This window comes from Polynucleobacter sp. 73C-SIWE (genome assembly GCF_018882465.1).
Classification (GTDB): domain Bacteria; phylum Pseudomonadota; class Gammaproteobacteria; order Burkholderiales; family Burkholderiaceae; genus Polynucleobacter.
In genome coordinates this window covers 630,952-653,559 of record NZ_JACVOK010000001.1, presented here as the reverse complement: position 1 = coordinate 653,559, position 22,608 = coordinate 630,952, and the positions used below count along the sequence as shown (strand labels likewise).

The window sequence follows — 22,608 nt, the reverse complement described above, 5'->3', positions numbered from 1 at the left end:
GTTGTTTACTATATCTTCTAATTTTCGCCTGATAATGGACGATATGCACGGTAATTCATCAAAAACTCTTCGTCAAGATTTGTTAAAGCAACGTAAAGAATTTGCTGCTGGGCAAAATTATGGCCAGACTAAAGATCTCCTGATTGCTAGTCTCAATCAGTTTTTAACTGAGGATGGCAATTCACAGCGGGTTATAGCGCTTTATTGGCCAATTCAAGATGAAATTGATTTACGCCCTGCATTAATTGCTTGGGCGCATCAAAAGGCTGAACGCCGCCTTGCACTCCCATTTGCTCGTGCTGATAAACACCTCAACTTTTATGAATGGCAAGAAGGTGATAAGTTAATCCTAAGCGAATATGGCGTACCCGAACCAAACCCAAACAACCCCTCAAGACCAGCAGTCAATCCCGATTACATCCTGATTCCCTGCGTAGGATGGTCAAGCTCTATTAAGAATGGCAAAGCTCAATATTGGCGACTAGGTTATGGCGGCGGTTACTTTGATCGAACTCTCGCCGAACTCAGAAAGCACAATCCCAAGCTTGCTTGTATTGGGATCGGTTTCGATTGGCAAAAACTCAATGATGCCCAGTGGGTGGCTCAAACTCATGATGAGCCTTTAGATATGCTAATTACAGAGTCTGGCTTATTTCGTTAAATCTAAGTTGTCAGCGATTGCTAAAACAGCATCTGCCTGATTCAAAGAATAGAAATGCAATCCTGGGGCGCCTGCAGTTAGTAACTGATCACACAAATCCGTCACCACTTCTTCGCCAAATGCTCGGATAGAGGCAATATCGTCACCGTAGGATTGAAGGCGCAAACGAATCCAACGGGGAATCTCAGCGCCACAAGTGTCTGAAAAGCGCAATAACTGGGTGCTATTGGTTATTGGCATAATGCCTGCAATGACGGGTTGGGTCACGCCTAAGTCATAAGCCTCATCAACAAAACGGAAGTAAGCATCACTGTTATAAAAATACTGAGTCACAGCTGAATTAGCGCCAGACTTCATTTTTTGCACAAAGAAATCTATATCGCTCGCAGGAGACTTTGCCTGTGGATGCGTCTCTGGATAGGCGGCTACATCAATATGAAACCAATCGCCAGTTTCTGTCCGAATAAATTCCACTAACTCATTGGCATGATGAAACTCGCCATACTGACCCATACCAGACGGCAAGTCGCCTCGCAAAGCCACAATACGCTTCACGCCCAATGCTTGATATTGTTTCAACATTTCGCGCACGCTTTCACGTGAGCTACCAACACAGGATAAATGAGGGGCAACTACTGCACCAGCAGCATGAATATCACTCACTACCTTCAATGTGCCAGACTGAGTAGATCCACCGGCACCAAAGGTCACGGAAAAAAACGCAGGCTTAAGCGTTTCACTAAAACGCTCGCGTACAAGATGTAGCTTCTTCTCACCTTCAGGTGTTTTTGGAGGAAAGAATTCGACGCTTAATTCCATGATTTTGGGCCTAGGTATCTATTAAAAAATGGATTAATAACGATAGTGGTCAGCCTTGTATGGGCCTTCCTTTGTTACGTTGATGTAGGCGGCCTGCTGATCAGATAACACAGTGAGCTCAGCATTTAAGGTCTTGAGCTGTAAACGCGCAACCTTCTCATCCAAATGCTTAGGCAATGTGTATACGCCGACCGGATATTTATTGCTACCAACCGCATTCCATAATTCGATCTGAGCAATCACTTGGTTTGCAAATGAAGAGCTCATTACGTAGGAAGGGTGACCTGTACCGCAACCCAGGTTTACCAAGCGGCCTTTGGCCAGAATGATGATACGCTTTTCAGGCTGACCATTGCTTGCCGGGAAAATCACATGGTCAACTTGTGGCTTGATCTCTTCCCACTTGTATTTTTCAATACCAGCAACATCAATCTCATTATCGAAGTGGCCAATATTACAAACGATGGCTTGATTTTTCATCTTAGCCATATGGTCATGCGTAATCACGTGGTAGTTGCCAGTAGCGGAAACAAAAATATCTGCTTTATCAGCAGCGTAATCCATCGTTACAACGCGATAACCTTCCATCGCAGCTTGGAGTGCGCAAATTGGATCAACTTCAGTCACCCAAACTTGAGCAGAAAGAGCGCGCAAGGCTTGAGCTGAGCCCTTGCCCACGTCACCATATCCACAAACTACCGCAACCTTGCCTGCCACCATGACATCAGTGGCACGCTTAATTGCATCAACTAAAGACTCACGGCAACCATAGAGATTATCGAACTTGCTCTTGGTTACAGAGTCGTTCACGTTAATTGCTGGGAACTTCAGCTCACCTTTAGCAAACATTTGATATAAACGGTGCACACCAGTAGTAGTTTCTTCAGTAACGCCTTTTACTTTTTCTAAACGTGTTGAATACCACGTTGGATCTTGTGCTAATTTTTTCTTAATAGCAGCAAATAAAATCGTCTCTTCTTCGCTAGTTGGGTGATTCAAGCAAGCCTGATCTTTTTCAGCACGTGCACCGAGGTGCAAAAGCAAAGTTGCATCGCCACCATCATCCAAAATCATATTGGTGAAGCCGCCATCAGCCCACTCAAAAATACGATGGGTGAAATCCCAGTATTGCTCAAGAGTCTCGCCCTTGATAGCAAATACAGGCGTGCCGTTAGCAGCGATTGCTGCTGCAGCATGGTCTTGTGTTGAGAAAATATTGCAAGAAGCCCACTGAACTTCAGCACCCAGCGCCTCAAGGGTCTCAATCAGTACAGCAGTTTGAATGGTCATGTGCAAGGAACCAGTAATACGTGCGCCACGCAGCGGTTGTTGTGCAGCAAATTCATCACGAATGGCGATCAAGCCAGGCATCTCAGTTTCAGCAATCGCAATTTCTTTACGGCCAAAATCAGCTAAAGAAATATCAGCAATCGCGCAACGAGTTGCAACAAAGTTGTTTAAATCAGAAACGGTATTCATTAATGCTCCAGCTAAATACGATCCAATGCTGGAGTGCAAACTCGCTAGCCGTTGAATCATGGGTTAGCGAGCGCGGTTGCAATTAGCAAGCTCTGATTAAGAGCCCGCTCCCTTCAAGCCTGGGGAAATACTGGGTCTCAGCATTCCTTGCAACGCTCCTTGAAGGTATGGCGTAATTGTAAACAATTACGCCATATTTCGCCTCAATACATCTACAAACGGCTTTTTTACTACTTACAAGCCCGCTGCAGCACGTAATGCTGCCGCTTTATCTGTTTGCTCCCAAGTGAATTCTGGCTCCTCGCGCCCAAAATGACCATAAGCAGCCGTCTTGCGATAAATAGGGCGCAAGAGGTTAAGCATCTTCACAATTCCTTTTGGACGCAAATCAAAGTGCTCAGAAACCAATTGCGCAATCTTTTCATCGGAGACCTTTCCGGTGCCAAATGTGCTCACCATCACTGAAGTTGGTTTAGCAACACCAATCGCATAAGAAATCTGAATCAAGCACTTGCTTGCCAAACCAGCAGCAACCACGTTCTTCGCAACATAACGACCGGCATACGCAGCAGAGCGATCAACCTTAGAAGGATCCTTGCCGGAGAACGCACCACCACCATGAGGAGCTGCGCCACCGTAGGTATCGACAATAATTTTGCGGCCAGTTAAACCGCAATCGCCTTGTGGGCCACCAATAACAAAGCGACCCGTAGGGTTCACTAAGAAGTTAATCGCGCCTTTAATCAAATGCTTAGGTAATACCGGTTTGATGATCTCTTCGATCACTGCTTCACGTAATTTTTCAAGAGAAATATCTTCATCGTGTTGAGTAGACAACACAACTGTGTCGATCGAGTCAGGCTTGCCATCAACATAGCGCAAGGTGACTTGTGACTTTGCATCAGGACGCAACCAATTGAGACGGCCATCGCGACGCAATTGTGATTGACGCTCTACCAAGCGATGTGACAAATGAATAGGCAAAGGCATGAGCTCTGAAGTTTCATCGCAAGCATAACCAAACATCAAGCCTTGGTCACCAGCGCCCTGATCTAGGCCATCGTCATGCGCCTTATCGACGCCCTGAGCAATATCTGGACTTTGCTTGTCATATGCAACTAAAACTGCGCAACCTTTGTAATCAATGCCGTAGTCAGTATTGTCGTAGCCGATTTCACGTAAGGTATTGCGGGCAACTTGAATATAGTCAACGTTTGCATTGGTAGTAATTTCACCAGCAAGAACTACCAAGCCGGTGTTACATAAAGTTTCTGCTGCAACACGTGCAGTTGGATCTTGGGCCAAGATGGAGTCCAAGATGGCATCAGAAATTTGGTCTGCTACTTTATCGGGGTGACCCTCAGAAACTGATTCTGAGGTAAAGAAGTAATCGTTTGCCATTGCCTATTCCTTTAATAATTAACACGATTTATTGGACAACTCTACGTGCCAGGAACCACAACGGCGACGCTTTAGCAGAATTTTTGAATCGCCCTGCAAGTTGTCTTAACTCAGCGATGATTCGATTTTATCCGAAAAGGGCTTAATCCATCAAGACGAACTTAAATTTGGCCCCGATGGCAGCATTGAATATCATTGGGGGGTGCGAAAACTCCTTCTTCAGCTTAGCCTCAATAGCCTTACCGCCCTTCCACTTGCTCTCATGCAAGTAATTGGAGCGTGTATGGGCATGCTGGCCTATATAGGCTCTAAGCAATACCGCTCACTCTTTCGCCCGCAATACGAAGCTGTAGTTAGCGCCCACAAACTCCCCATGAGGCTTTGGGAGGCCATTAGAGCCTCTGGAATGCTGTTTTCAGATAGCTTATGGATTTGGCGTAACCCCCAGAAAGCACTCAAATTAGTTGAAGTGCAGAACTGGGATGCAGTCGAATCAGCAATCAATGAGGGGCATGGCTTGGTGATGCTGACACCCCATCTTGGTGGCTTTGAAATCATCCCTCGTGTGTTGGCCCAACATTTCACTGCAACTATTTTGTATAGACCCTCGCGTCAAGAATGGCTCAATGAAGTAGTCGAAGAAGGTCGCGCCTATCCGAATATGCATTTTGTTCCCACCAATCTCAATGGTGTGCGTCAGATGACCAGGGCACTCACTCGCGGCGAGGCCATTGGCATTCTTCCTGATCAGGTTCCTAGTGGTGGCGAGGGTGTTTGGGTGCCATTCTTTGGGCGACCCGCCTACACCACTCCACTACCTGCACGCCTAGCAAATCGCAACAACACGCCAGTAGTCATGTTTACTGCGAAACGCAAAGGTATTGGCAAGGGTTGGTTAATGCAGGCCACTAGACTGGCTACCTTATCTGAAGATGCCAATATTGCAGCTACTCAGATCAATGTTGCTATTGAGAATGCGGTGCTCGTTGCCCCGGAACAATTTATTTGGTCTTATAACCGCTATAAGCATCCCGCTGGTGCAGAATTGCCGCCAAGCAATTAGTTATAAAATTTTGTAATGGCCTGGTTGTCCAACCTCTTCAATTTTCTAGCGCTGAATGTATTGCGCCTCTTTGCCTTTTTGCCATATACGATCACAGTCCATGTAGGCTACGGCCTTGGCTGGCTTGCTGCTCATATACCCAATAGTCGCAGTCATGTAGTGAAAACCAATCTTCGCTTATGTTTTCCCAATCTGAGTGAAAAAGAAATTGATGCGCTAGCACTGGAACATTGGAAATTATTTGGTCGTAGTGTTTTGGAGAGAAGCCGTATTTGGCTTGGCAGTGGCAAACAAATTACTGATATCGTCTCCATCAATTCTGAGATCACTCTGGGCGATCGCAAGCCACGCTTACTGATTAATCCACACTTCGTAGGGCTAGAGGGCGGGTTTATGGCCCTATCGGTTTTGGCCAGCCAACATGACTGGCCAAGAGGTGCAGGCCTTTATCAAAATATGAAGAATCCATTTTTTAATCAAAAGATGATTGAGTGGAGAAATCGCTTTGGCGGCAAATCTATCGAAAGACAAAGTCGCTTACGCGATCTCATTCGTGAAATTCAAACAGGAAACTTTATCTTTATTGCCCCTGATATTGATTTGGGCCCACGCGACTCTGTTTTTGTTCCCTTCTTTGGTATTCAAACCAATACTATTACCTCGGTTTCACGCTTAGCCAAACTCAGCGGGGCAGAGGTCTGCTTGATGACCACGACATTAAATCAAGATCGCAAAGGCTACACCTGCCATATCAGCAAGCCCTTACCAAACTTTCCAAGCGATGATGTTGAAAAAGATACAGCACTCCTCAATCACTATATTGAAGAGCTTGTTCAAGAAAGACCAGCGGAGTACTATTGGGTACATAAGCGTTTTAAACATAGACCTCCTGGCGAAGCCAGTCTTTACGATTAAGCGGAAACATTTTGAGCACACATTCACCAGCACGCAAATTACGCTTCACCAAAATGCATGGTGCTGGCAATGATTTCATTGTGCTCAACGGCATTGATCAAGACCTCAGCTCTATTACACGCGAGCAATGGCAGGCATTAGCCCATCGTCAATTTGGTATTGGTGCAGATCAAATTCTGATTGTTGAAAAAACTACGCGTCCAGATGCTGATTTTCGTTACAGGATTTTTAATGCCGATGGTGGCGAAGTAGAGCAATGTGGTAACGGCTCACGCTGCTTTGTGCGCTTCGTATTGGATCAGGGTTTATCGACTAAAAATCCATTGCGTGTTGAAGTTGCACATACTGTGCTTACTCTCAAGTCACATCCTGATGGCCAAGTAGAAGTGGATATGGGAGCACCCATTTTTGATCATAGCCATATCCCCTTTAATGAAAACGGATTAGCCAGCATGCAAGAGTTTCAAGAAACTCTTTACTCACTTCCTTTAAGTCGTCCTGCGACGCATGATAGTTTTGTTAGCGTACTTTCAATGGGTAACCCGCATGCAGTCCAAGCTGTTGCGGACGTTGAGAGCGCTCCTGTTCTTGAAGAGGGGGCTGAAATTGAACAATATTCCGCTTTCCCTAAAAGAGTAAATGCTGGCTATATGCAAGTCATGAATCGCAATGAAATCAAGTTGCGTGTCTATGAACGTGGCGCTGGAGAAACGCTAGCTTGTGGCACAGGCGCTTGTGCGGCGGTAGTCTCAGGGATTCGCAGAGGCTTGCTGGATTCGCCTGTCAAAGTGCATACCCGTGGTGGCGATCTTCACATTGCCTGGGGCGGCACTGTCGATAGCATTATTCAATCCGTGATCATGACCGGGCCGGCAGTTACTGTCTTTGAGGGCGAAGCAATAATTTAAATGCCGTATTTCTCGCGGTAAGCCTTTACCGCAGGCAGATAGTTTGTTAACTGCGCATCGCTAGAAAAAGTTAAGAAAAACATTAAGTCGGCTAGATTTGCAATCGCGATGACTGGCAAACCAAACTCTTGTTCAACTGCCTGCACTGCAGACTTCTCACCAATCTCCACTGCATTGCCAGAGCGCTCCATCCGATCTAATGCAATCAATACTGCGGTTGGCTCAGCGCCTGCACCACGAATCAGGTCAACCGATTCTCGTACCGAAGTACCAGCAGAAATCACATCATCAATAATCACTACTTTGCCTTTAACAGGGGCACCCACTAATGAACCGCCCTCACCGTGGTCCTTAACTTCCTTGCGGTTGTAGGCATAAGGAACATTAATGCCGATGTCAGCTAATGCGATGGCTGTAGCTGCAGCTAGCGTGATACCTTTATAGGCAGGGCCATAGAGCATGTCGAACTGAATATTCGATTCCTGCAAGGCCTTAGCGTAATAACGACCTAGCGCACTTAAACGTGCACCATCATTAAATCCACCCGCATTAAAAAAATAAGGAGAGAGTCGCCCCGCTTTAGTTTTAAACTCCCCAAAGGACAAAACCTTTGCCTCTAAGGCAAAACGAATGAAGTTATCTTGATTTGAATTATTTGAGCTCATAGGCCTACATGTTACGCATCATTTCAGCGAACCTCAACGGTATCCGTTCAGCAGTCAAAAAAGGCTTTCTGCCCTGGGCCATTAAGCAAAAAGCAGACTTCATCTGCATGCAAGAGCTGAAGGCCCAACGCGATGACCTAGAAGACGCCATTCTGAATCCAGACGGCATGCATGGCTATTTTCACCATGCCGAGAAAAAAGGCTATAGCGGCTGCGGCATCTATACACCCCATAAACCAGATGAAGTCTTATATGGCTATGGCAATACAGAGTTTGATGCTGAGGGGCGCTATGTAGAAGCTCGCTTTAAGGGGCTTTCGGTGATTTCGGTTTATATGCCCTCAGGCTCAAGCTCACCCGAGCGCCAAGAGGCTAAATATCGCTATCTCGATAGCTTCTTACCCCACCTCATCAAGCTTAAAAAATCTGGCCAAGAAATTGTGCTCTGTGGTGATGTCAATATTGCCCATCATGAAATCGATCTTAAGAACTGGAAGGGCAATCTCAAAAACTCTGGCTTCTTGCCAGAAGAGCGAGCATGGCTTACCAACTTATTTGATCGGGTTGGCTACGTAGATGTGTATCGCAAATTAGAGCCAGAAGCAGGAGAGTCTTGCTACACCTGGTGGAGCAATCGTGGTCAAGCCTATGCCAAGAATGTTGGATGGCGAATTGACTATCACATCAGCACACCTGGCATAGCTAAGACAGCAAAGAAAACTGCCGTGTATAAAGATGAACGCTTTTCAGATCATGCGCCACTTACTGTGGACTATGACTGGAAGCTTTAAACAATGTAGGCGGCGAAATTACTCGTCTTCTTTTTTGATCTGAACAATTTTGAAATGAATGGTTGCCCAAATCAACAGTAGAACTGGGGCGCCAATAATCGCTGTTCCGAAGAAAAATGTTTGATAACCGAAGGTATCTACGAAGACTCCTGAGAAGCCCGCTAACCATTTTGGCAAGAGCAACATCATCGAACTAAACAAGGCGTATTGCGTTGCTGAATAACGAATGTTCGTTAGGGCAGATAAGAAGGCGATGAATGCCGCACTGGCAATACCTGAGCTCAAATTGTCAGCAGAAATTACCCAAATCAAGCCATGTAAATCATGACCTTGTGTTGCCAACCAAGCAAATAATAAATTACTAGCTGCAGATAACACTGCGCCCACAAACAAAATACGCAAGACACCAAATCGTAAGGTGAGGACACCGCCCACAAAAGCGCCTACCAAAGTCATGACCACACCAAACACTTTGCTCACCGCTGCCACTTCATCCTTGGTGTAACCCATGTCGACATAAAAGGGGTTGGCCATAATGCCCATCACCACATCGCTAATACGATAGATTGCAATTAAAGACAAAATCAATACTGCATGCCAGCGATAGCGAGTAAGAAACTCAGCAAATGGCTCAATCAAGGTTTGATGGAGCCATGCTTTGACATTGCGTGCTTTTGCCAATTGAATTTGCACTGGCTCTTTACTCAATAGAGTCGTGATTACTCCAACCCCAATAGATGCAGCCATACACAAATAAGCAAACTGCCACGCGCCAGCATCATAGCCACTGCCTGTCTCAGCCCTGGCAGCCAGCCACAAGACGCCTGCGCCTGACCAGATCAAAGCCAATCGGTAACCCGTTTGATACGTAGCCGCTAAGGCTGCTTGATAATCGCTATTGGCTGATTCAATCCGGAATGCATCTAATGCAATATCTTGCGTAGCTGAACCGAATGCCACTAATAAAGCGCACCAAACAACTGAGTTCAGGGCCAGCTTAGGATCAAGCGTAGACATTCCTACGAGACCGAAAATAATGAGTGCTTGCGCAAACAGCAACCAACTACGACGCCGACCAAATAATTTCGTTAGCAGAGGAATTTGCAAGCGATCAACAAGCGGAGCCCACATCCACTTGAATGCATAGATGAGTCCAACCCAAGTTAAGTAGCCAATAGTGCTGCGATCAATGCCTGCCTCACGCAACCAAAAGCTGAGTGTTCCAAGTATTAATAGAAGAGGTAGGCCAGCAGAAAACCCAAGAAATAACATTCGAAGGCAGGGCCATTCGAGATAAACCCGAAAATCAGCAAGCCAAGACTGCGCTGCTTTCAGCACAGTTCTAGGCGCTACGGACGCGGAACAGCGCCAAGCTACCAAAGAAATTAGGCATCAAGGTCACTTGTTGACCATCATGCAAGATGCATTGATCAATCACCTTGAGACCAAGACTGGAAGCCAGCTTTTCAAAATCGTCCACAGTGAGTACGCGCACATTGGGTGTGTTGTACCACTGATAAGGCAAGCTCTTGGATACCGGCATACGACCAAGCCCTACTGCCAAACGATGTGACCAGTGGCCAAAGTTCGGGAAGGATACGATAGATTCTTTACCAACACGAACCACTTCACGCAAGATCTTTTCAGTCTGATGAATAGTTTGCAAGGTTTGTGAGAGCACTACGGTATCAAAACTATTGTCTTCAAAAAGCGCTAGGCCGCCCTCCAAGTCTTGTTGAATTACATTCAGACTTTTTTGTACGCAAGAGAGAACACGTGCATCATCGATCTCTACGCCATAGCAATGAACAGGTTTTTGTTTCTGCAAGAACTCCAAGAAACTGCCATCGCCACAGCCCAAGTCGAGTACCTGACTATTTGGGGCAATCCATTTAGCAATCGCTGCAAAGTCTGCGCGCTTATTGATGTTACTCATGACTGAGCCTCCAACATTTGCGCAAAATAAGCTCTTACTAGATTGTGATAGCGCTCATCATCCAATAGGAATGCATCATGCCCATGAGGAGCATCGATCTCCGCATAAGTCACTTCACTCTTATTGCTCAATAAAGACTGGATGATCTCACGGCTACGATTCGGCGGGAATCGCCAATCCGTTGAGAAGCTCACTACCAAGAACTTAGCCTGCACCTCTGCTAAAGCACGGTTCAGACTACCGTCATAGCGGCGTGATGGATCAAAATAGTCCAAGGCACGAGTAATCAGCAAATAAGTATTGGCATCAAAGTACGTTGAAAACTTATCACCCTGATGACGCAAATAGCTTTCAACTTCAAACTCCACATCAAAGCTGAAGCGGTAGTCATTTGATTCGCCGTTAGGGCGTTGTAATTCACGCCCAAATTTTTCAGCCATATCATCATCAGACAAATAGGTGATATGACCCACCATGCGAGCTAAACGCAAGCCACGCTTTGGCACTACGCCATGCTCGTAGTAATTACCGCCATGAAAATCAGGGTCCGATAAAATCGCATTGCGCGCCACTTCATTAAATGCAATATTTTGTGCACTCAATTTCGGAGTAGAAGCTACCACCACGCAGTGATCTATGCGCTTAGGAAACTGGATTGCCCAAGCCATTGCCTGCATGCCACCCAGACTACCGCCCATGACTGCAGCAAATTTCCGAATGCCCAACTTATCAGCAAGCCGTGCCTGGGTGTTCACCCAATCTTCAACTGTAACTACTGGAAAGTCAGCGCCATAAGGCTTGCCGGTTTCTGGGTTGATGCTCATTGGTCCGGTAGAGCCAAAGCAAGAGCCCAAATTATTTACGCCGATCACAAAAAAATGGTTTGTATCTACAGGCTTTCCGGGACCAATCATGTTATCCCACCAGCCGATATCCTCTGGATTATCGGGACTAGGGCCTGCTACGTGATGAGAAGCATTGAGCGCATGGCAAATTAATACTGCATTACTTTTATCAGCATTGAGTTTGCCGTAAGTTTCAATCACTAAATCATAGCCAGATAATATGGCGCCACTCTGCAAAGGCAGGGGCTCGGCAAAGTGGATAGTGTTTCTAGAGAGGTGTAACTCGCTCATTCTGAGAGGAGGATACGCAAACTAATATCAGAAGCTTCGGTTGGCAATTTCTTAAAGCCGCTGCGGGCAAATCGATGCCAACGACCCAAAACAAAACTCATCAACATAGCAGCACGAATGCTGACTTCTTCTTGACCAACCTGAGCCCAGGACCCACCTTGGGTCTGAGCAATTCGGAGTGCCTGCTTCAATGAAGCTTCAACGCGATCCAGAACCTGCGTAATCCGCTCTTGCAAACGATCATCTTCTTGTAATAAGGCATCGCCTAATAGCACTCGGGTCATGCCAGGATTCTTCTCGGCAAAGAACAACAGCATTTGCAAAATTCCGCGGGCTTGAGCAAGACCAGATTCTTCTTTTTGATTGATCTGATTAATCAAGCCAAAGACGGTTTGCTCAATAAAAGAAATAAGTCCCTCAAACATCTGCGCTTTACTCGCGAAATGACGATAAAGGGCTGCTTCAGATACTTGAATTTTGGCAGCTAAGGCCGCTGTTGTTACCCGCTCACCCTTAGGGTTTTGCAACATTTCTGCAAGTACTTGCAAAATCTGCAGGCGGCGTTCGCCAGGACGTGGGCGTTTGCGAGTCTTACCAGCTTCAGCGTTGCTGTCATTGATATCTACTGGCTGCAAAGCTTCGCGCATGTCTTTACTTACCTCGAACGAATCATCGTACCGAACGCTTGCTCGGTCAGAATTTCTAGCAATAAGGAATGCTCAATACGGCCATCAATGATGTGTACTGAATTCACGCCACTTTTTGCAGCATCTAATGCAGAAGAAATCTTCGGCAACATACCGCCAGAGATCGTGCCGTCAGCAAACAAGGCATCAATTTCTCTTGCAGTTAAATCCGTTAATAACTTGCCATTTTTATCCATGACTCCAGGAATATTAGTCATCATGACCAATTTCTCTGCATGCAAGATTTCGGCCATCTTGCCAGCCACTAAGTCGGCATTGATGTTGTAAGCCTGACCTTCGGCACTAAAGCCAATCGGCGAAATCACCGGAATGAACGCGTCATCTTGCAAAGCTTTCACAACAGCTGGATTAATAGCCTCAATTTCACCCACAAAACCGATATCTATTTTCTTGCCTGGCTCTGTATCGCTGGGAATCATCATTTTCTTAGCATGGATTAAGCCGCCATCTTTACCAGTCAAGCCGACAGCCTGACCGCCAAAGTGGTTAATCAGCATGACGATATCTTGCTGCACTTCACCGCCTAGAACCCACTCCACAACTTCCATGGTTTCTTCATCGGTCACGCGCATACCCTGAATAAAAGTTCCGGTCTTGCCGATTTTTTTCAGGGCCTCATCAATTTGTGGGCCACCGCCGTGAACCACAACAGGATTCATGCCAACCAACTTCAGCAAGATGACGTCGCGCGCAAAACTTTCTTTGAGACGCTCTTCAACCATTGCATTCCCGCCGTACTTAATCACGATGGTCTTACCGTGATACGCGCGGATGTAAGGTAAAGCTTCAGCAAGAATCTCTGCCTTTAACAAAGGTGAGATGTCACTAAGGGCAGGTAATTGCTTGGTCATCGCAAATAAAAATTATTCGCCAAATAATTTTTGGCGGAGTTCGCGACGCTCTTGAGCCTCAAGAGATAAATTGGCTGTAGGTCTTGCAATTAAACGGTTCAATCCGATTGGCTCACCAGTCTCTTCGCACCAACCATAGTCGCCAGACTCGATACGAGCCAAGGCTTGCTCAACCTTTTTAAGCAATTTACGCTCACGATCACGTGTACGCAATTCCAATGCATGCTCTTCTTCAATCGTTGCACGATCAGCCGGATCTGGTACCAAAATATTTTCGCGAAGATGCTCGGTGGTCTCCGAAGCGTTCTTTAAGATATCTTCTTTAAGAGTGAGTAATTTTTGACGGAAAAAATCTAACTGCGCAGCACTCATGTAGTCCTTCTCGGACATTTTGAGCAATTCTGCCTCAGTTAAAGGTGCGCCCTTTACAGTCTTAGGGCTTGCAGCTTTGCTACTCGCTTTTGTAGTAGCTGCTGGTTTTGTTGCTGTTTTCACCGTCATCTCATTCTTTCCTAGATTTGAAGCATTATTGCCTCATTCTGCCAAACTTTTACAGCTCTTTTATCAATATTTATCAATATTGACCGTGGCCGCGGATTGTACCCGAATCTTCCTAGACCAAGCATCCCTCAAGCCCAGCCAGTAAGGTGTCCTTAGGTAAATCAATGCCTATGAAGACCATCCGGGTTTGCTTGGGTTCAGCACCCCATGGGCCAGCCATATCGCTGCCCATCATCTGATGAACCCCCTGAAATACCACTTTTCGGTTACTTCCCTTCACATAGAGCACCCCTTTGTAGCGCAGCATCTTTTCGCCAAAGACCTCCAGAATGCCGCCAAGGAAGTCTTCCAATTTTTTGTGATCAAAGGGTTTATCACTACGAAATACGAAGGATTGGATACGATCTGTGTGCCCCGCATGACCATGATGATCATGGCTATGGTCATGACCGCAAGTGCTGTGATCATGGTCGTGGCTGTAATCATGGCCACAATGTTCATGATCATGATCTTCCTGCTCTAAGAAATGAGGGTCAATATCTAACTTCGCATTGAGATTAAAGCCCTTGAGATCTAAAACTGCATCGAGAGAAACCACGCCCTTAGAGATTCCTGTAATCGGAGCTCTTGGGTTCATATGCATCAGGCGCTTACGTAAAGACTCAACTTCAGCTGGCGTTACCAGATCGGTCTTGGTAATAAAGATCTGGTCGGCAAAGCCAACTTGACGCTGCGCTTCCTCATGCTCATCTAGCTGATGCGGGCCGTGCTTGGCATCCACCAGGGTTACAACAGCATCTAAAACGTAATGGTCAGCAACGTCGTCATCCATAAAGAAGGTCTGAGCTACTGGGCCAGGATTGGCTATACCGGTTGTTTCAATCACCACACGATCAAAACTAATCTTCTTATCTTTGCGTTGCTCCCACAGCTCATTCAAAGCCTCAACCAGATCGCCACGAATCGTGCAACAAATACAACCATTGCTCATCTGCACAATATTTTCTTCGTGATCTTGAACCAAGATGTCGTTATCAATATTCTCTTCGCCAAACTCGTTTTCAATCACAGCAATTTTTTTGCCATGATTTTCAGTCAGAATATGTTTGAGCAAAGTCGTTTTACCGCTTCCTAAAAAGCCAGTCAAAATAGTTACCGGAATTAATGCCATGAATGATCCAATCAAAATCTAGAACGCATGCGTTCCCAAAGTGGGAAACCCACTATCTTACCGAGTTCCTCAGCCTTTACCAGCCTTTGCGCGCGGATGCGCTTTATCGTATGCCTGAGCGAGGTGCTGAAAATCTAAAGAGGTATAAATCTGAGTGCTGGCAATGCTGGCATGCCCCAACATCTCTTGCACGGCTCTAAGGTCCTGTGAGGATTGCAAAACATGGCTAGCAAAGCTGTGACGCATCATGTGAGGGTGCACATGAGTAGGCAAGCCAGCGCGCATTGCTAAAGTACGAAGGTGGGCTTGGACAGTACGGGGTGATAAGCGTTTTCCAGTTGCCGACAGAAAAAGGGCATTCGAATGCTCAGCAAAACTACTGGTATCTCGGATCTGTCGCCACACATTCAACGACTGCATTGCGGGTTTGCCAACGGGCACCGAGCGCCGCTTGCCTCCCTTGCCTAAGACCGTCACTTCTGCAGCATCCCAATCCAACCACCCAGCTGATTCATTTTGACGATCCTTACTTTGCATCACATCAATACCCAGTAACTCTGAAAGACGTAAGCCCGAGGAATACAGCAAATCAATAATAGCTGCATCCCGAATCGATTCCAAATCCTTTTTCTCTTCCGCCTCTTTGACCGCTTGATTGACCAAGGAAAGTGCCTGCTCGACTGACAAGGCCTTAGGCAGCGACTTTAAGCGCTTAGGGGCCTTCACATCATCTACTGGATTGGCCACTAAATTACTGGTTACCTTACCAGCACGCGCATCTCGCCTGGCATCCTTTTCTGTTAGCCAGTCATACCAACCACGCCATGCTGAAAGTGCTCTGGCAATACTTCTAGATGACTTACCTTTGGAATGTAAACGACCAGCCCAACGACGCACATGACCGTTACTAACTTTTAGTAAATCAATCGAATCTTCAAGAGCAAAATTTTGGAGATCACTCAGATCCATTCCATACGCCTTTAGGGTATGCGGCGATAGTTGGCGCAATACGTGCAACTCATGCAAATACTCCTGCATGAGCGGATGAAGATCAGTCGCTTGTAATTTCATAAGCCTGGATACGATCCAGAGCTGCAGCAGTTAGTTCGGCAATCTGGCGCAAATAGAAAGCTCCCATATCTGCGGTGAAACGCATTTCATCCTTGCTCGCTAAGAGCAGCACTGCTGGTGATTGGATGGCACCAATGCTCTTACCTAGCGGTAGACCAATAGCAACCATGCTTTGCCAGCCTGGATTAATGGTAGTTTGACTCGCCAATAAAGCAACACTAGCAACAGCTAATTCTTTAGCTGACCCGCAGAGCGGTGTATCTACCCATGGGCCAAACGCAGAATTTGGTGACAATAATTGCGCAGACTCAACCTCAAATACCTCAGCTAATCCAGAAGTAATTGCTCCCTCAGCATCGGCTTTATTGTTGGCTTTCATTAAGCGCAGCAACCAAGCAACCAAGCTTTGTTGAGTCTTATCGTTACGGCTACCAAAGTGCAGCATCTCGCTTAGGCGACGATTGAGCTCTTGATTTTGAGTGCGCAATACTGTCATCTGACGCTCTTGCAATGAGATCGCACGATCTTCATGTGGATGTTTAATGCGAATCTCATTAAAGAGATCCGCATAGCGATCGAAGAAGCCAGGGGTAGCTCTCAACCACTCAGCAACTAACTCTTCTTGTTCTGCCTGCTTTGGATCTATTGCGCTCATGAATTTCTTTCTTAACTTAGTTTTTTTCGCAGGAGTTCATTTACTTGGCCAGGATTCGCCTTGCCTTGAGAAGCCTTCATAATCTGACCAACAAGGGCATTGAATGCTTTTTCTTTACCAGAGCGGAACTCTTCAACCGATTTCTGATTGGCCGCCAGGACTTGATCAATGATTACCTCAATAGCGCCGCTATCGCTAATTTGCTTGAGCCCTTTAGCGTCAATGACTTGATCAACAGTACTCATTGCCTTACCGGCAATAGCCTCATCCCACAAAATTGCAAAGATATCCTTAGCGATCTTATTGGAGATAGTGCCGTCTGCCACGCGAGTGAGTAATGGGGCCAAATGTTCTGCCTTAAGAGGTGCATCAGCGGTTGCAATGCCGGCACGATTTAAAGAGGAAGCAAATTCACCAGCAATCAAGTTTGCAGCTGCTTTAGCCAGGGGTTTGCCGACTATGGTTAGCAGCTCTTCGAATACTTTTGCAGTATCGCGGTCTTGTGTCAGTAATTGCGTGTCATAAGCACTCAAGCCATAATCCGCCTGCCATTGCCCACGTAATTGCGCAGGGAGGGCCGGCATCCTAGTGCGCACTTCGGCAATCCACGCATCATCAATCACGACCGGCAATAAATCAGGATCTGGGAAATAGCGATAGTCGTTCGCATCCTCTTTGCTACGCATACTGCGTGTTTCACCGCGATCCGGATCATAGAGGCGAGTCTCTTGAACAACGGTACCGCCATCTTCGATTAATTCAATTTGACGACGCACTTCATATTGAATCGCCTCTTCCAAGAAGCGGAAAGAATTTAAGTTCTTAATCTCACAACGCGTCCCAAATTCTTTTTGCCCCATAGGGCGAACAGATACGTTGGCATCGCAACGGAAAGAGCCTTCTTGCATATTGCCGTCGCACACCCCCAACCACACTACAAGGGTATGCAAGGCTTTTGCATAAGCCACCGCCTCCGCAGCGCTACGCATAACCGGCTCTGTAACAATCTCTAAAAGTGGAGTGCCAGCACGATTTAAGTCGATGCCACTGGAGGATTCGCCATGAGGGCCAATAAAGCCTTCCTCATGAACAGATTTACCGGCATCCTCTTCCATATGGGCGCGAGTTAATTCAACCACTTTTACTTCCTCGCCCACCAGAATTTCTAGAGATCCGCCAACAACCACTGGAATCTCCATTTGGCTGATTTGATAGCCCTTAGGGAGGTCTGGATAGAAATAATTCTTGCGCGCAAAAATACTTGCCGGTGAAATCTTCGCTCCCACTGCCAATCCAAAACGAATCGCATGTTCAACTGCTTGGCGATTAAGTACTGGTAATACACCGGGTAAAGCTAAATCCACTGCACATGCTTGAGTGTTGGGTTCTGCACCAAAGCGCGTGCTGGCACCACTAAATATTTTGGATTGGGTTTGTAGCTGTGCGTGGGTCTCAAGACCAATGACGACTTCCCATTGCATCATGCCACCCCACTAGCTTGGCGCAAATGCCAATCGGTAGCTTGCTGATATTGGTGTGCTACTTGCAATAAGCGCGCCTCAGAAAAGTAATTACCGATTAGTTGCATACCGATTGGTAAATTATTTGTATTAAATCCACACGGTGCGCTCATTGCTGGCAAGCCTGCTAAATTAGTTGAAAGCGTATAAATATCTTCCAAATACATTTGAACTGGGTCTTTTGACTTCTCCCCCAGACGCCACGCCACATCAGGCGCAACAGGCCCTAGAATGACATCACACTCTTTAAAAGCCGCTTGAAAATCCGCTGCAATAATGCGACGAATTTTTTGTGCCTGCAAATAGTAAGCATCGTAGTAGCCGTGACACAAGACATAGGTGCCAATCAAAATACGACGCCTTACTTCAGCACCAAAACCTTCAGTGCGCGACTTCTGATACATGTCGCCCAAATCTTTGTACTCACTAGCACGATGGCCATAACGTACACCATCAAAGCGACTCAAGTTGCTCGAGGCTTCCGCTGGCGCCAATACGTAATAGACCGGAATAGATAACTTGGTTTTGGGTAAGCTCACTTCAACCAACCGCGCACCTAATCCTTCTAAAGTCTTTGCTGCCTCATTGACCGACTTAGCAACATCACTTGCTAAACCGTCAGCAAAAAATTCTTTAGGCAAACCAATACGCAATCCTTCTAATGGTTTAGCGGGATTTTTGCCGCCTTCTTGCCAACCCTGATTGAGATAGCGACCATAGTCCTCACCGGAGTCCGCAAGAGAAGTTGAGTCACGCTGATCATGTGATGACATTGCGGAGAGAACTAAAGCGCAGTCCTCTGCTGATTTACCCATGGGGCCAGCTTGATCAAGTGAGGAGGCGTAAGCGATCATGCCGTAACGCGATACGCGTCCATAGCTGGGCTTAATTCCGGTTAGGCCACAAAATGCCGCTGGCTGGCGAATTGAGCCGCCAGTATCAGTGCCGGTGGCAATCGGGGCTAAGCCGGCAGCAACTGCAGCAGCAGAACCACCAGAAGAGCCGCCGGCCACATAAGAAGCATTCCAGGGATTTAATACTGGGCCATAGGCAGAGTTTTCATTAGAAGAGCCCATGGCAAATTCATCCATATTGGTCTTACCAAGGCATACCATGCCCGCACCATGGGGATTGTTTTCATCTGGAATCCCCAAATTGGAGACAACCGTTGCATCGAAAGGACTCTGATATCCAGCCAAGATTTTGGAGGCAGCAGTCGACTTCCAACCGCGGGTAACGAAGACGTCCTTATGGGCAACTGGAATGCCGGTCAATTTGCCAGCTTTACCAGCGGAAATTAATTTATCTGCCATAGATGCTTGCTCTAAGCTTAAGTGAGCATTCACATCAAGATATGCATTCCACTGCTTTCCAGCCTCAATACGCTCTAAAAAGTACCGGGTTAATTCAGCGCTAGAGACCTCCTTAGCAGCTAGGGCTTTTGCCATAAGCATGATGGGAGCGTTGTGCCAACTCATTCAATCACCCTCGGTACCAGGAAGTAACCATCCTGTTGAGCTGGAGCAGACTGCATGTTCTCAGTGCGGTGATCGGACTCACTCACTTGGTCAACGCGCATGGGCTGAGCTAAATCACGTAGAAATAGGATAGGGTGAGCAAGTGGCTCTAACCCAGTGGTATCAACAGCCTGCATTTCCTCAACCAGAGAAAAAATAGCCTGTAATTGAGGCAAAACAGCCTCGGCTTCTGCCTGATTTAACTCAAGCCTAGAAAGGTGCGCAATGCGCTGGACATCATCAAGATTCATGGGGCGCTAGAGTATCATTCCTATATATTTTTTATTAACAACTTCTATTTTCCCACTACATCATGTTTGGTTTTTTCCGCAGCTACTTTTCCAATGACCTAGCCATCGACCTAGGAACCGCCAACACCTTAATTTATATGCGTGAGCGGGGTATTGTCCTCGATGAACCCTCGGTTGTGGCAATTCGCCAAGAAGGTGGTCCAAACGGCAAAAAGACCATTTTGGCCGTCGGAAAAGAGGCAAAAGCGATGTTGGGTCGCGTTCCAGGAAATATTGAGGCAATTCGCCCAATGAAAGACGGCGTTATTGCCGACTTCACCATCACCGAACAAATGCTCAAGCAATTTATCAAACTCGTGCATGAAAGTAAATTATTAAAGCCAAGTCCACGCATCATCATTTGTGTTCCTTGTGGATCTACTCAAGTTGAGCGTCGTGCAATTCGTGAATCTGCATTGGGTGCTGGTGCATCACAAGTATTTTTGATTGAAGAGCCAATGGCGGCTGCAATCGGATCTGGCCTACCAGTTTCTGAAGCTGCAGGTTCAATGGTGGTTGACATCGGTGGCGGTACAACTGAAGTTGGTGTGATGTCATTGGGCGGCATGGTTTACAAAGGATCTGTTCGCGTTGGTGGCGATAAGTTCGACGAAGCGATTACCAACTACATTCGTCGTAACTATGGCATGTTGATTGGTGAGCAAACTGCTGAGTTGATCAAGAAAACCATTGGTTCTGCTTTTCCAGGCGCTGAAGTACGTGAGATGGAAGTCAAAGGACGCAATCTTTCAGAAGGGATCCCACGTAGCTTCACAGTAACCAGCAATGAAATTTTGGAAGCATTAACGGATCCATTAAATCAGATCGTGACTGCCGTTAAAGCTGCTCTTGAGCAGATTCCACCTGAGTTGGCGTCTGATATTGCTGAGCGAGGCATGATGCTCACTGGCGGCGGCGCCTTATTGCGTGACCTTGACCGCCTCTTGCTAGAAGAGACTGGTTTGCCAATTCATGTAGCAGAAGATCCATTAACTTGCGTGGCTCGCGGTTGCGGTATCGCACTGGAGCGCATGGATAAGTTAGGCGGAGTGTTCTCGCACGAGTAAGCGACATACACGTCGATCAGGGAATTGCAACATAGCGCTCCACCACTTTTCAGACAGGGCATTCCGGCCTTACTCAAACTGATTGTCTGTCTGTCGATCAGCATCTCTCTGATGCTGATCGATTTTCGTTTTAAAGCACTCGATCCAATTCGTAACAACATCAATTGGGTTTTGCGTCCTCTTGAATATGTGATGATGGCGCCACGGAATTTTTTTGAAGCAGGATCGGAATATTTCACGACTCGGTCCACGCTTGATCAAGAAAACCAAACGATGAAGGTGCGGCAAGCAGAACTCTCCCTGTTAGCAAATCAGTCTGAATTTTTGATGGTAGAAAATCAAAATTTGCGTGATTTAATGGCGCTGCAAAAACAGGTGCCATTCAAAACATTGCCTGTCGAGATTCTCTTTAATCCTCCCAATCCGATTTCACAGCGCATTGTGATTAATCGTGGTAGCAATGATGGCCTCAAGCTGGGCAATCCAATCGCTAATGATTCTGGGATATTGGGCCAGGTTGTCCGCCTGTATGAACGCTCTGCTGAGGTTTCCCTGCTGGAGGATCGTGACTTTGCGGTTCCGGTCCAGGTTGCCCGTAATGGCTTGCGTGCTGCCGTTTTTGGAGCTGGACGAGGCAACCCCCTGGAGCTACGCTACTTACCAGTAGCCAGCGATTTAGAGGTTGGGGATATTTTGATTACCTCCGGTATTGATGGCGTATACCCACCAGGATTTGCAGTGGCTGTTATTAGCAAAATTGAGCGCAACGCCGATAAGAATTCTTCCAATGTATTTTGCGTACCAGTTGCAGCAGTGAATCGCTATCGCCAAGCCTTGGCTTTTTTATACGATCCACAGTTTGATGCAAAGGCACCAACGATTACTAACAAATCTAGTAATGGCGCGCCTTTAACAAATACCCCTGGTAGACGCCAAACTCGCGCGCGAGGAATGCAATGATTGATTTCCAGAGCGGCTATATATTGCGTCCGGTGAATCCGGTCTTCATTTATTTCAGTCTATTTTGTGCGCTGTTATTAAATCTCTTGCCAATCGGAAACTATGGCTGGGTACCGGACTGGTTAATTCTTTGTATTGTGTTTTGGAATATTCATCAGCATCGCTACGTGAGTGTCATCTGGGCTTTCATACTCGGACTCATGATGGACGTCCATAACTCTGATCTTTTAGGTCTACACGCATTTAGCTATTCAGTAGTGGCATACCTAGCAATCTCTTGGCACCGACGCATTGTGGCGCTTACCGTTCTATCTCAAGCCTTGCACCTCTTGCCGATCTTTTTGCTTGTGTCTTTATTTCCAGTATTAGTTCATTGGCTACTCAGCGGAGAGCTCTATTGGTGGGCCCTAACCGGCGCCATCCAAGCCATCATTGAGGCAATGCTTTGGCCGCTAGCAACTCGCGTACTGTTGGCGCCTCAACGTCGCCCAATTGACGTCGATCACAATCGCCCACTCTAAGAA

The 22,608-nt window shown here is 46.6% G+C and carries 24 protein-coding genes and 1 riboswitch; of the genes, 8 read left to right on the top strand and 16 right to left on the bottom strand.

Going from position 1 to position 22,608, the window contains the following annotated elements:
* Window positions 1–43: 43 nt before the first annotated feature.
* Complete coding sequence (locus ICN17_RS03450) at window positions 44–661, top strand: 5-formyltetrahydrofolate cyclo-ligase (RefSeq protein ID WP_255538273.1); 618 nt, start codon at window positions 44–46, stop codon at window positions 659–661.
* Here ICN17_RS03450 and metF read toward each other — a convergent pair.
* The 3 genes from metF to metK all read right to left on the bottom strand — a co-directional run bounded on the left by metF (window position 650) and on the right by metK (window position 4,360).
* On the bottom strand, window positions 650–1,480 hold the full coding sequence (gene metF, locus ICN17_RS03445; protein WP_216236141.1) for a methylenetetrahydrofolate reductase [NAD(P)H]: 831 nt from the start codon (window positions 1,478–1,480) through the stop codon (window positions 650–652). The genes ICN17_RS03450 and metF overlap by 12 nt on opposite strands.
* Window positions 1,481–1,513: 33 nt before the next feature.
* Window positions 1,514–2,959 carry an adenosylhomocysteinase gene (gene ahcY, locus ICN17_RS03440; RefSeq protein ID WP_216236656.1) on the bottom strand — a complete coding sequence of 482 codons (1,446 nt, stop codon included), beginning with the start codon at window positions 2,957–2,959 and terminating at the stop codon, window positions 1,514–1,516.
* A gap of 61 nt (window positions 2,960–3,020) precedes the next feature.
* Window positions 3,021–3,126: riboswitch (S-adenosyl-L-homocysteine riboswitch) on the bottom strand.
* Between the two features lie 67 nt (window positions 3,127–3,193).
* Window positions 3,194–4,360, bottom strand: coding sequence for a methionine adenosyltransferase (gene metK, locus ICN17_RS03435; protein WP_216236140.1), 1,167 nt, complete (start codon window positions 4,358–4,360; stop codon window positions 3,194–3,196).
* 202 nt (window positions 4,361–4,562) lie between these two features.
* Between metK and ICN17_RS03430 the strand changes: the two genes are divergently transcribed.
* The 3 genes from ICN17_RS03430 to dapF are packed head-to-tail and all read left to right on the top strand — an operon-like array spanning window position 4,563 to window position 7,246.
* The gene (locus ICN17_RS03430; RefSeq protein ID WP_370625940.1) at window positions 4,563–5,423 is read left to right on the top strand and encodes a lysophospholipid acyltransferase family protein; all 861 of its coding nucleotides are present in this window, start codon (window positions 4,563–4,565) and stop codon (window positions 5,421–5,423) included.
* 15 nt (window positions 5,424–5,438) lie between these two features.
* A complete protein-coding gene (locus tag ICN17_RS03425; RefSeq protein WP_216236139.1) occupies window positions 5,439–6,338 on the top strand; it encodes a lipid A biosynthesis acyltransferase in 900 nt (299 codons plus the stop codon).
* Between the two features lie 53 nt (window positions 6,339–6,391).
* Window positions 6,392–7,246 (top strand): diaminopimelate epimerase, encoded by an 855-nt coding sequence (dapF, locus tag ICN17_RS03420; RefSeq protein ID WP_216236654.1) that lies wholly within the window; start codon window positions 6,392–6,394, stop codon window positions 7,244–7,246.
* On the opposite strand, the gene pyrE is transcribed toward dapF, so the two are convergent.
* Window positions 7,243–7,911 (bottom strand): orotate phosphoribosyltransferase, encoded by a 669-nt coding sequence (pyrE, locus tag ICN17_RS03415; RefSeq protein ID WP_216236138.1) that lies wholly within the window; start codon window positions 7,909–7,911, stop codon window positions 7,243–7,245. The two genes, dapF and pyrE, sit on opposite strands and share 4 nt — an antisense overlap.
* Window positions 7,912–7,919: 8 nt before the next feature.
* On the opposite strand from pyrE, the gene ICN17_RS03410 reads away from it, so the two are divergent.
* A complete protein-coding gene (locus ICN17_RS03410) occupies window positions 7,920–8,702 on the top strand; it encodes an exodeoxyribonuclease III (RefSeq protein ID WP_216236137.1) in 783 nt (260 codons plus the stop codon).
* Window positions 8,703–8,720: 18 nt separating this feature from the next.
* On the opposite strand, the gene ICN17_RS03405 is transcribed toward ICN17_RS03410, so the two are convergent.
* The 12 genes from ICN17_RS03405 to gatC form a co-directional block, all read right to left on the bottom strand.
* Window positions 8,721–9,974, bottom strand: a complete 1,254-nt coding sequence (locus ICN17_RS03405; RefSeq protein WP_216236653.1) for an AmpG family muropeptide MFS transporter — start codon at window positions 9,972–9,974, stop codon at window positions 8,721–8,723.
* A 70-nt stretch (window positions 9,975–10,044) separates the two neighbouring features.
* The gene (metW, locus tag ICN17_RS03400) at window positions 10,045–10,638 is read right to left on the bottom strand and encodes a methionine biosynthesis protein MetW (RefSeq protein WP_216236136.1); all 594 of its coding nucleotides are present in this window, start codon (window positions 10,636–10,638) and stop codon (window positions 10,045–10,047) included.
* On the bottom strand, window positions 10,635–11,774 hold the full coding sequence (locus tag ICN17_RS03395; RefSeq protein WP_216236135.1) for a homoserine O-acetyltransferase: 1,140 nt from the start codon (window positions 11,772–11,774) through the stop codon (window positions 10,635–10,637). Before ICN17_RS03395 ends, metW begins: the two co-directional genes overlap by 4 nt.
* Window positions 11,771–12,421, bottom strand: a complete 651-nt coding sequence (gene slmA / locus ICN17_RS03390) for a nucleoid occlusion factor SlmA (protein ID WP_216236134.1) — start codon at window positions 12,419–12,421, stop codon at window positions 11,771–11,773. The genes ICN17_RS03395 and slmA overlap by 4 nt, the downstream gene beginning before the upstream one ends.
* 8 nt (window positions 12,422–12,429) lie before the next feature.
* Window positions 12,430–13,332 carry an acetylglutamate kinase gene (gene argB / locus ICN17_RS03385; protein WP_216236133.1) on the bottom strand — a complete coding sequence of 301 codons (903 nt, stop codon included), beginning with the start codon at window positions 13,330–13,332 and terminating at the stop codon, window positions 12,430–12,432.
* 12 nt (window positions 13,333–13,344) lie between these two features.
* Entirely contained in the window at window positions 13,345–13,722 is a 378-nt protein-coding gene (dksA, locus tag ICN17_RS03380) for an RNA polymerase-binding protein DksA (RefSeq protein WP_216236652.1), read from the bottom strand.
* A 223-nt stretch (window positions 13,723–13,945) separates the two neighbouring features.
* Window positions 13,946–15,004, bottom strand: a complete 1,059-nt coding sequence (locus ICN17_RS03375; protein ID WP_216236132.1) for a GTP-binding protein — start codon at window positions 15,002–15,004, stop codon at window positions 13,946–13,948.
* Window positions 15,005–15,073: 69 nt separating this feature from the next.
* The gene (locus ICN17_RS03370; RefSeq protein WP_216236131.1) at window positions 15,074–16,075 is read right to left on the bottom strand and encodes a tyrosine recombinase XerC; all 1,002 of its coding nucleotides are present in this window, start codon (window positions 16,073–16,075) and stop codon (window positions 15,074–15,076) included.
* Window positions 16,056–16,730, bottom strand: a complete 675-nt coding sequence (locus tag ICN17_RS03365; protein WP_216236130.1) for a DUF484 family protein — start codon at window positions 16,728–16,730, stop codon at window positions 16,056–16,058. The genes ICN17_RS03370 and ICN17_RS03365 overlap by 20 nt, the downstream gene beginning before the upstream one ends.
* An 11-nt stretch (window positions 16,731–16,741) precedes the next feature.
* Window positions 16,742–18,211, bottom strand: coding sequence for an Asp-tRNA(Asn)/Glu-tRNA(Gln) amidotransferase subunit GatB (gene gatB, locus ICN17_RS03360; protein WP_216236651.1), 1,470 nt, complete (start codon window positions 18,209–18,211; stop codon window positions 16,742–16,744).
* On the bottom strand, window positions 18,211–19,728 hold the full coding sequence (gene gatA, locus ICN17_RS03355) for an Asp-tRNA(Asn)/Glu-tRNA(Gln) amidotransferase subunit GatA (RefSeq protein ID WP_216236129.1): 1,518 nt from the start codon (window positions 19,726–19,728) through the stop codon (window positions 18,211–18,213). The genes gatB and gatA overlap by 1 nt, the downstream gene beginning before the upstream one ends.
* Window positions 19,725–20,018, bottom strand: a complete 294-nt coding sequence (gene gatC, locus ICN17_RS03350) for an Asp-tRNA(Asn)/Glu-tRNA(Gln) amidotransferase subunit GatC (protein ID WP_216236128.1) — start codon at window positions 20,016–20,018, stop codon at window positions 19,725–19,727. Before gatC ends, gatA begins: the two co-directional genes overlap by 4 nt.
* A gap of 62 nt (window positions 20,019–20,080) precedes the next feature.
* On the opposite strand from gatC, the gene ICN17_RS03345 reads away from it, so the two are divergent.
* The 3 genes from ICN17_RS03345 to mreD are packed head-to-tail and all read left to right on the top strand — an operon-like array spanning window position 20,081 to window position 22,605.
* Window positions 20,081–21,124, top strand: coding sequence for a rod shape-determining protein (locus ICN17_RS03345; protein ID WP_068319852.1), 1,044 nt, complete (start codon window positions 20,081–20,083; stop codon window positions 21,122–21,124).
* Window positions 21,125–21,148: 24 nt separating this feature from the next.
* Window positions 21,149–22,084, top strand: coding sequence for a rod shape-determining protein MreC (gene mreC, locus ICN17_RS03340; RefSeq protein ID WP_216236127.1), 936 nt, complete (start codon window positions 21,149–21,151; stop codon window positions 22,082–22,084).
* Window positions 22,081–22,605, top strand: coding sequence for a rod shape-determining protein MreD (mreD, locus tag ICN17_RS03335; protein ID WP_216236126.1), 525 nt, complete (start codon window positions 22,081–22,083; stop codon window positions 22,603–22,605). Before mreC ends, mreD begins: the two co-directional genes overlap by 4 nt.
* Window positions 22,606–22,608: the final 3 nt, after the last annotated feature.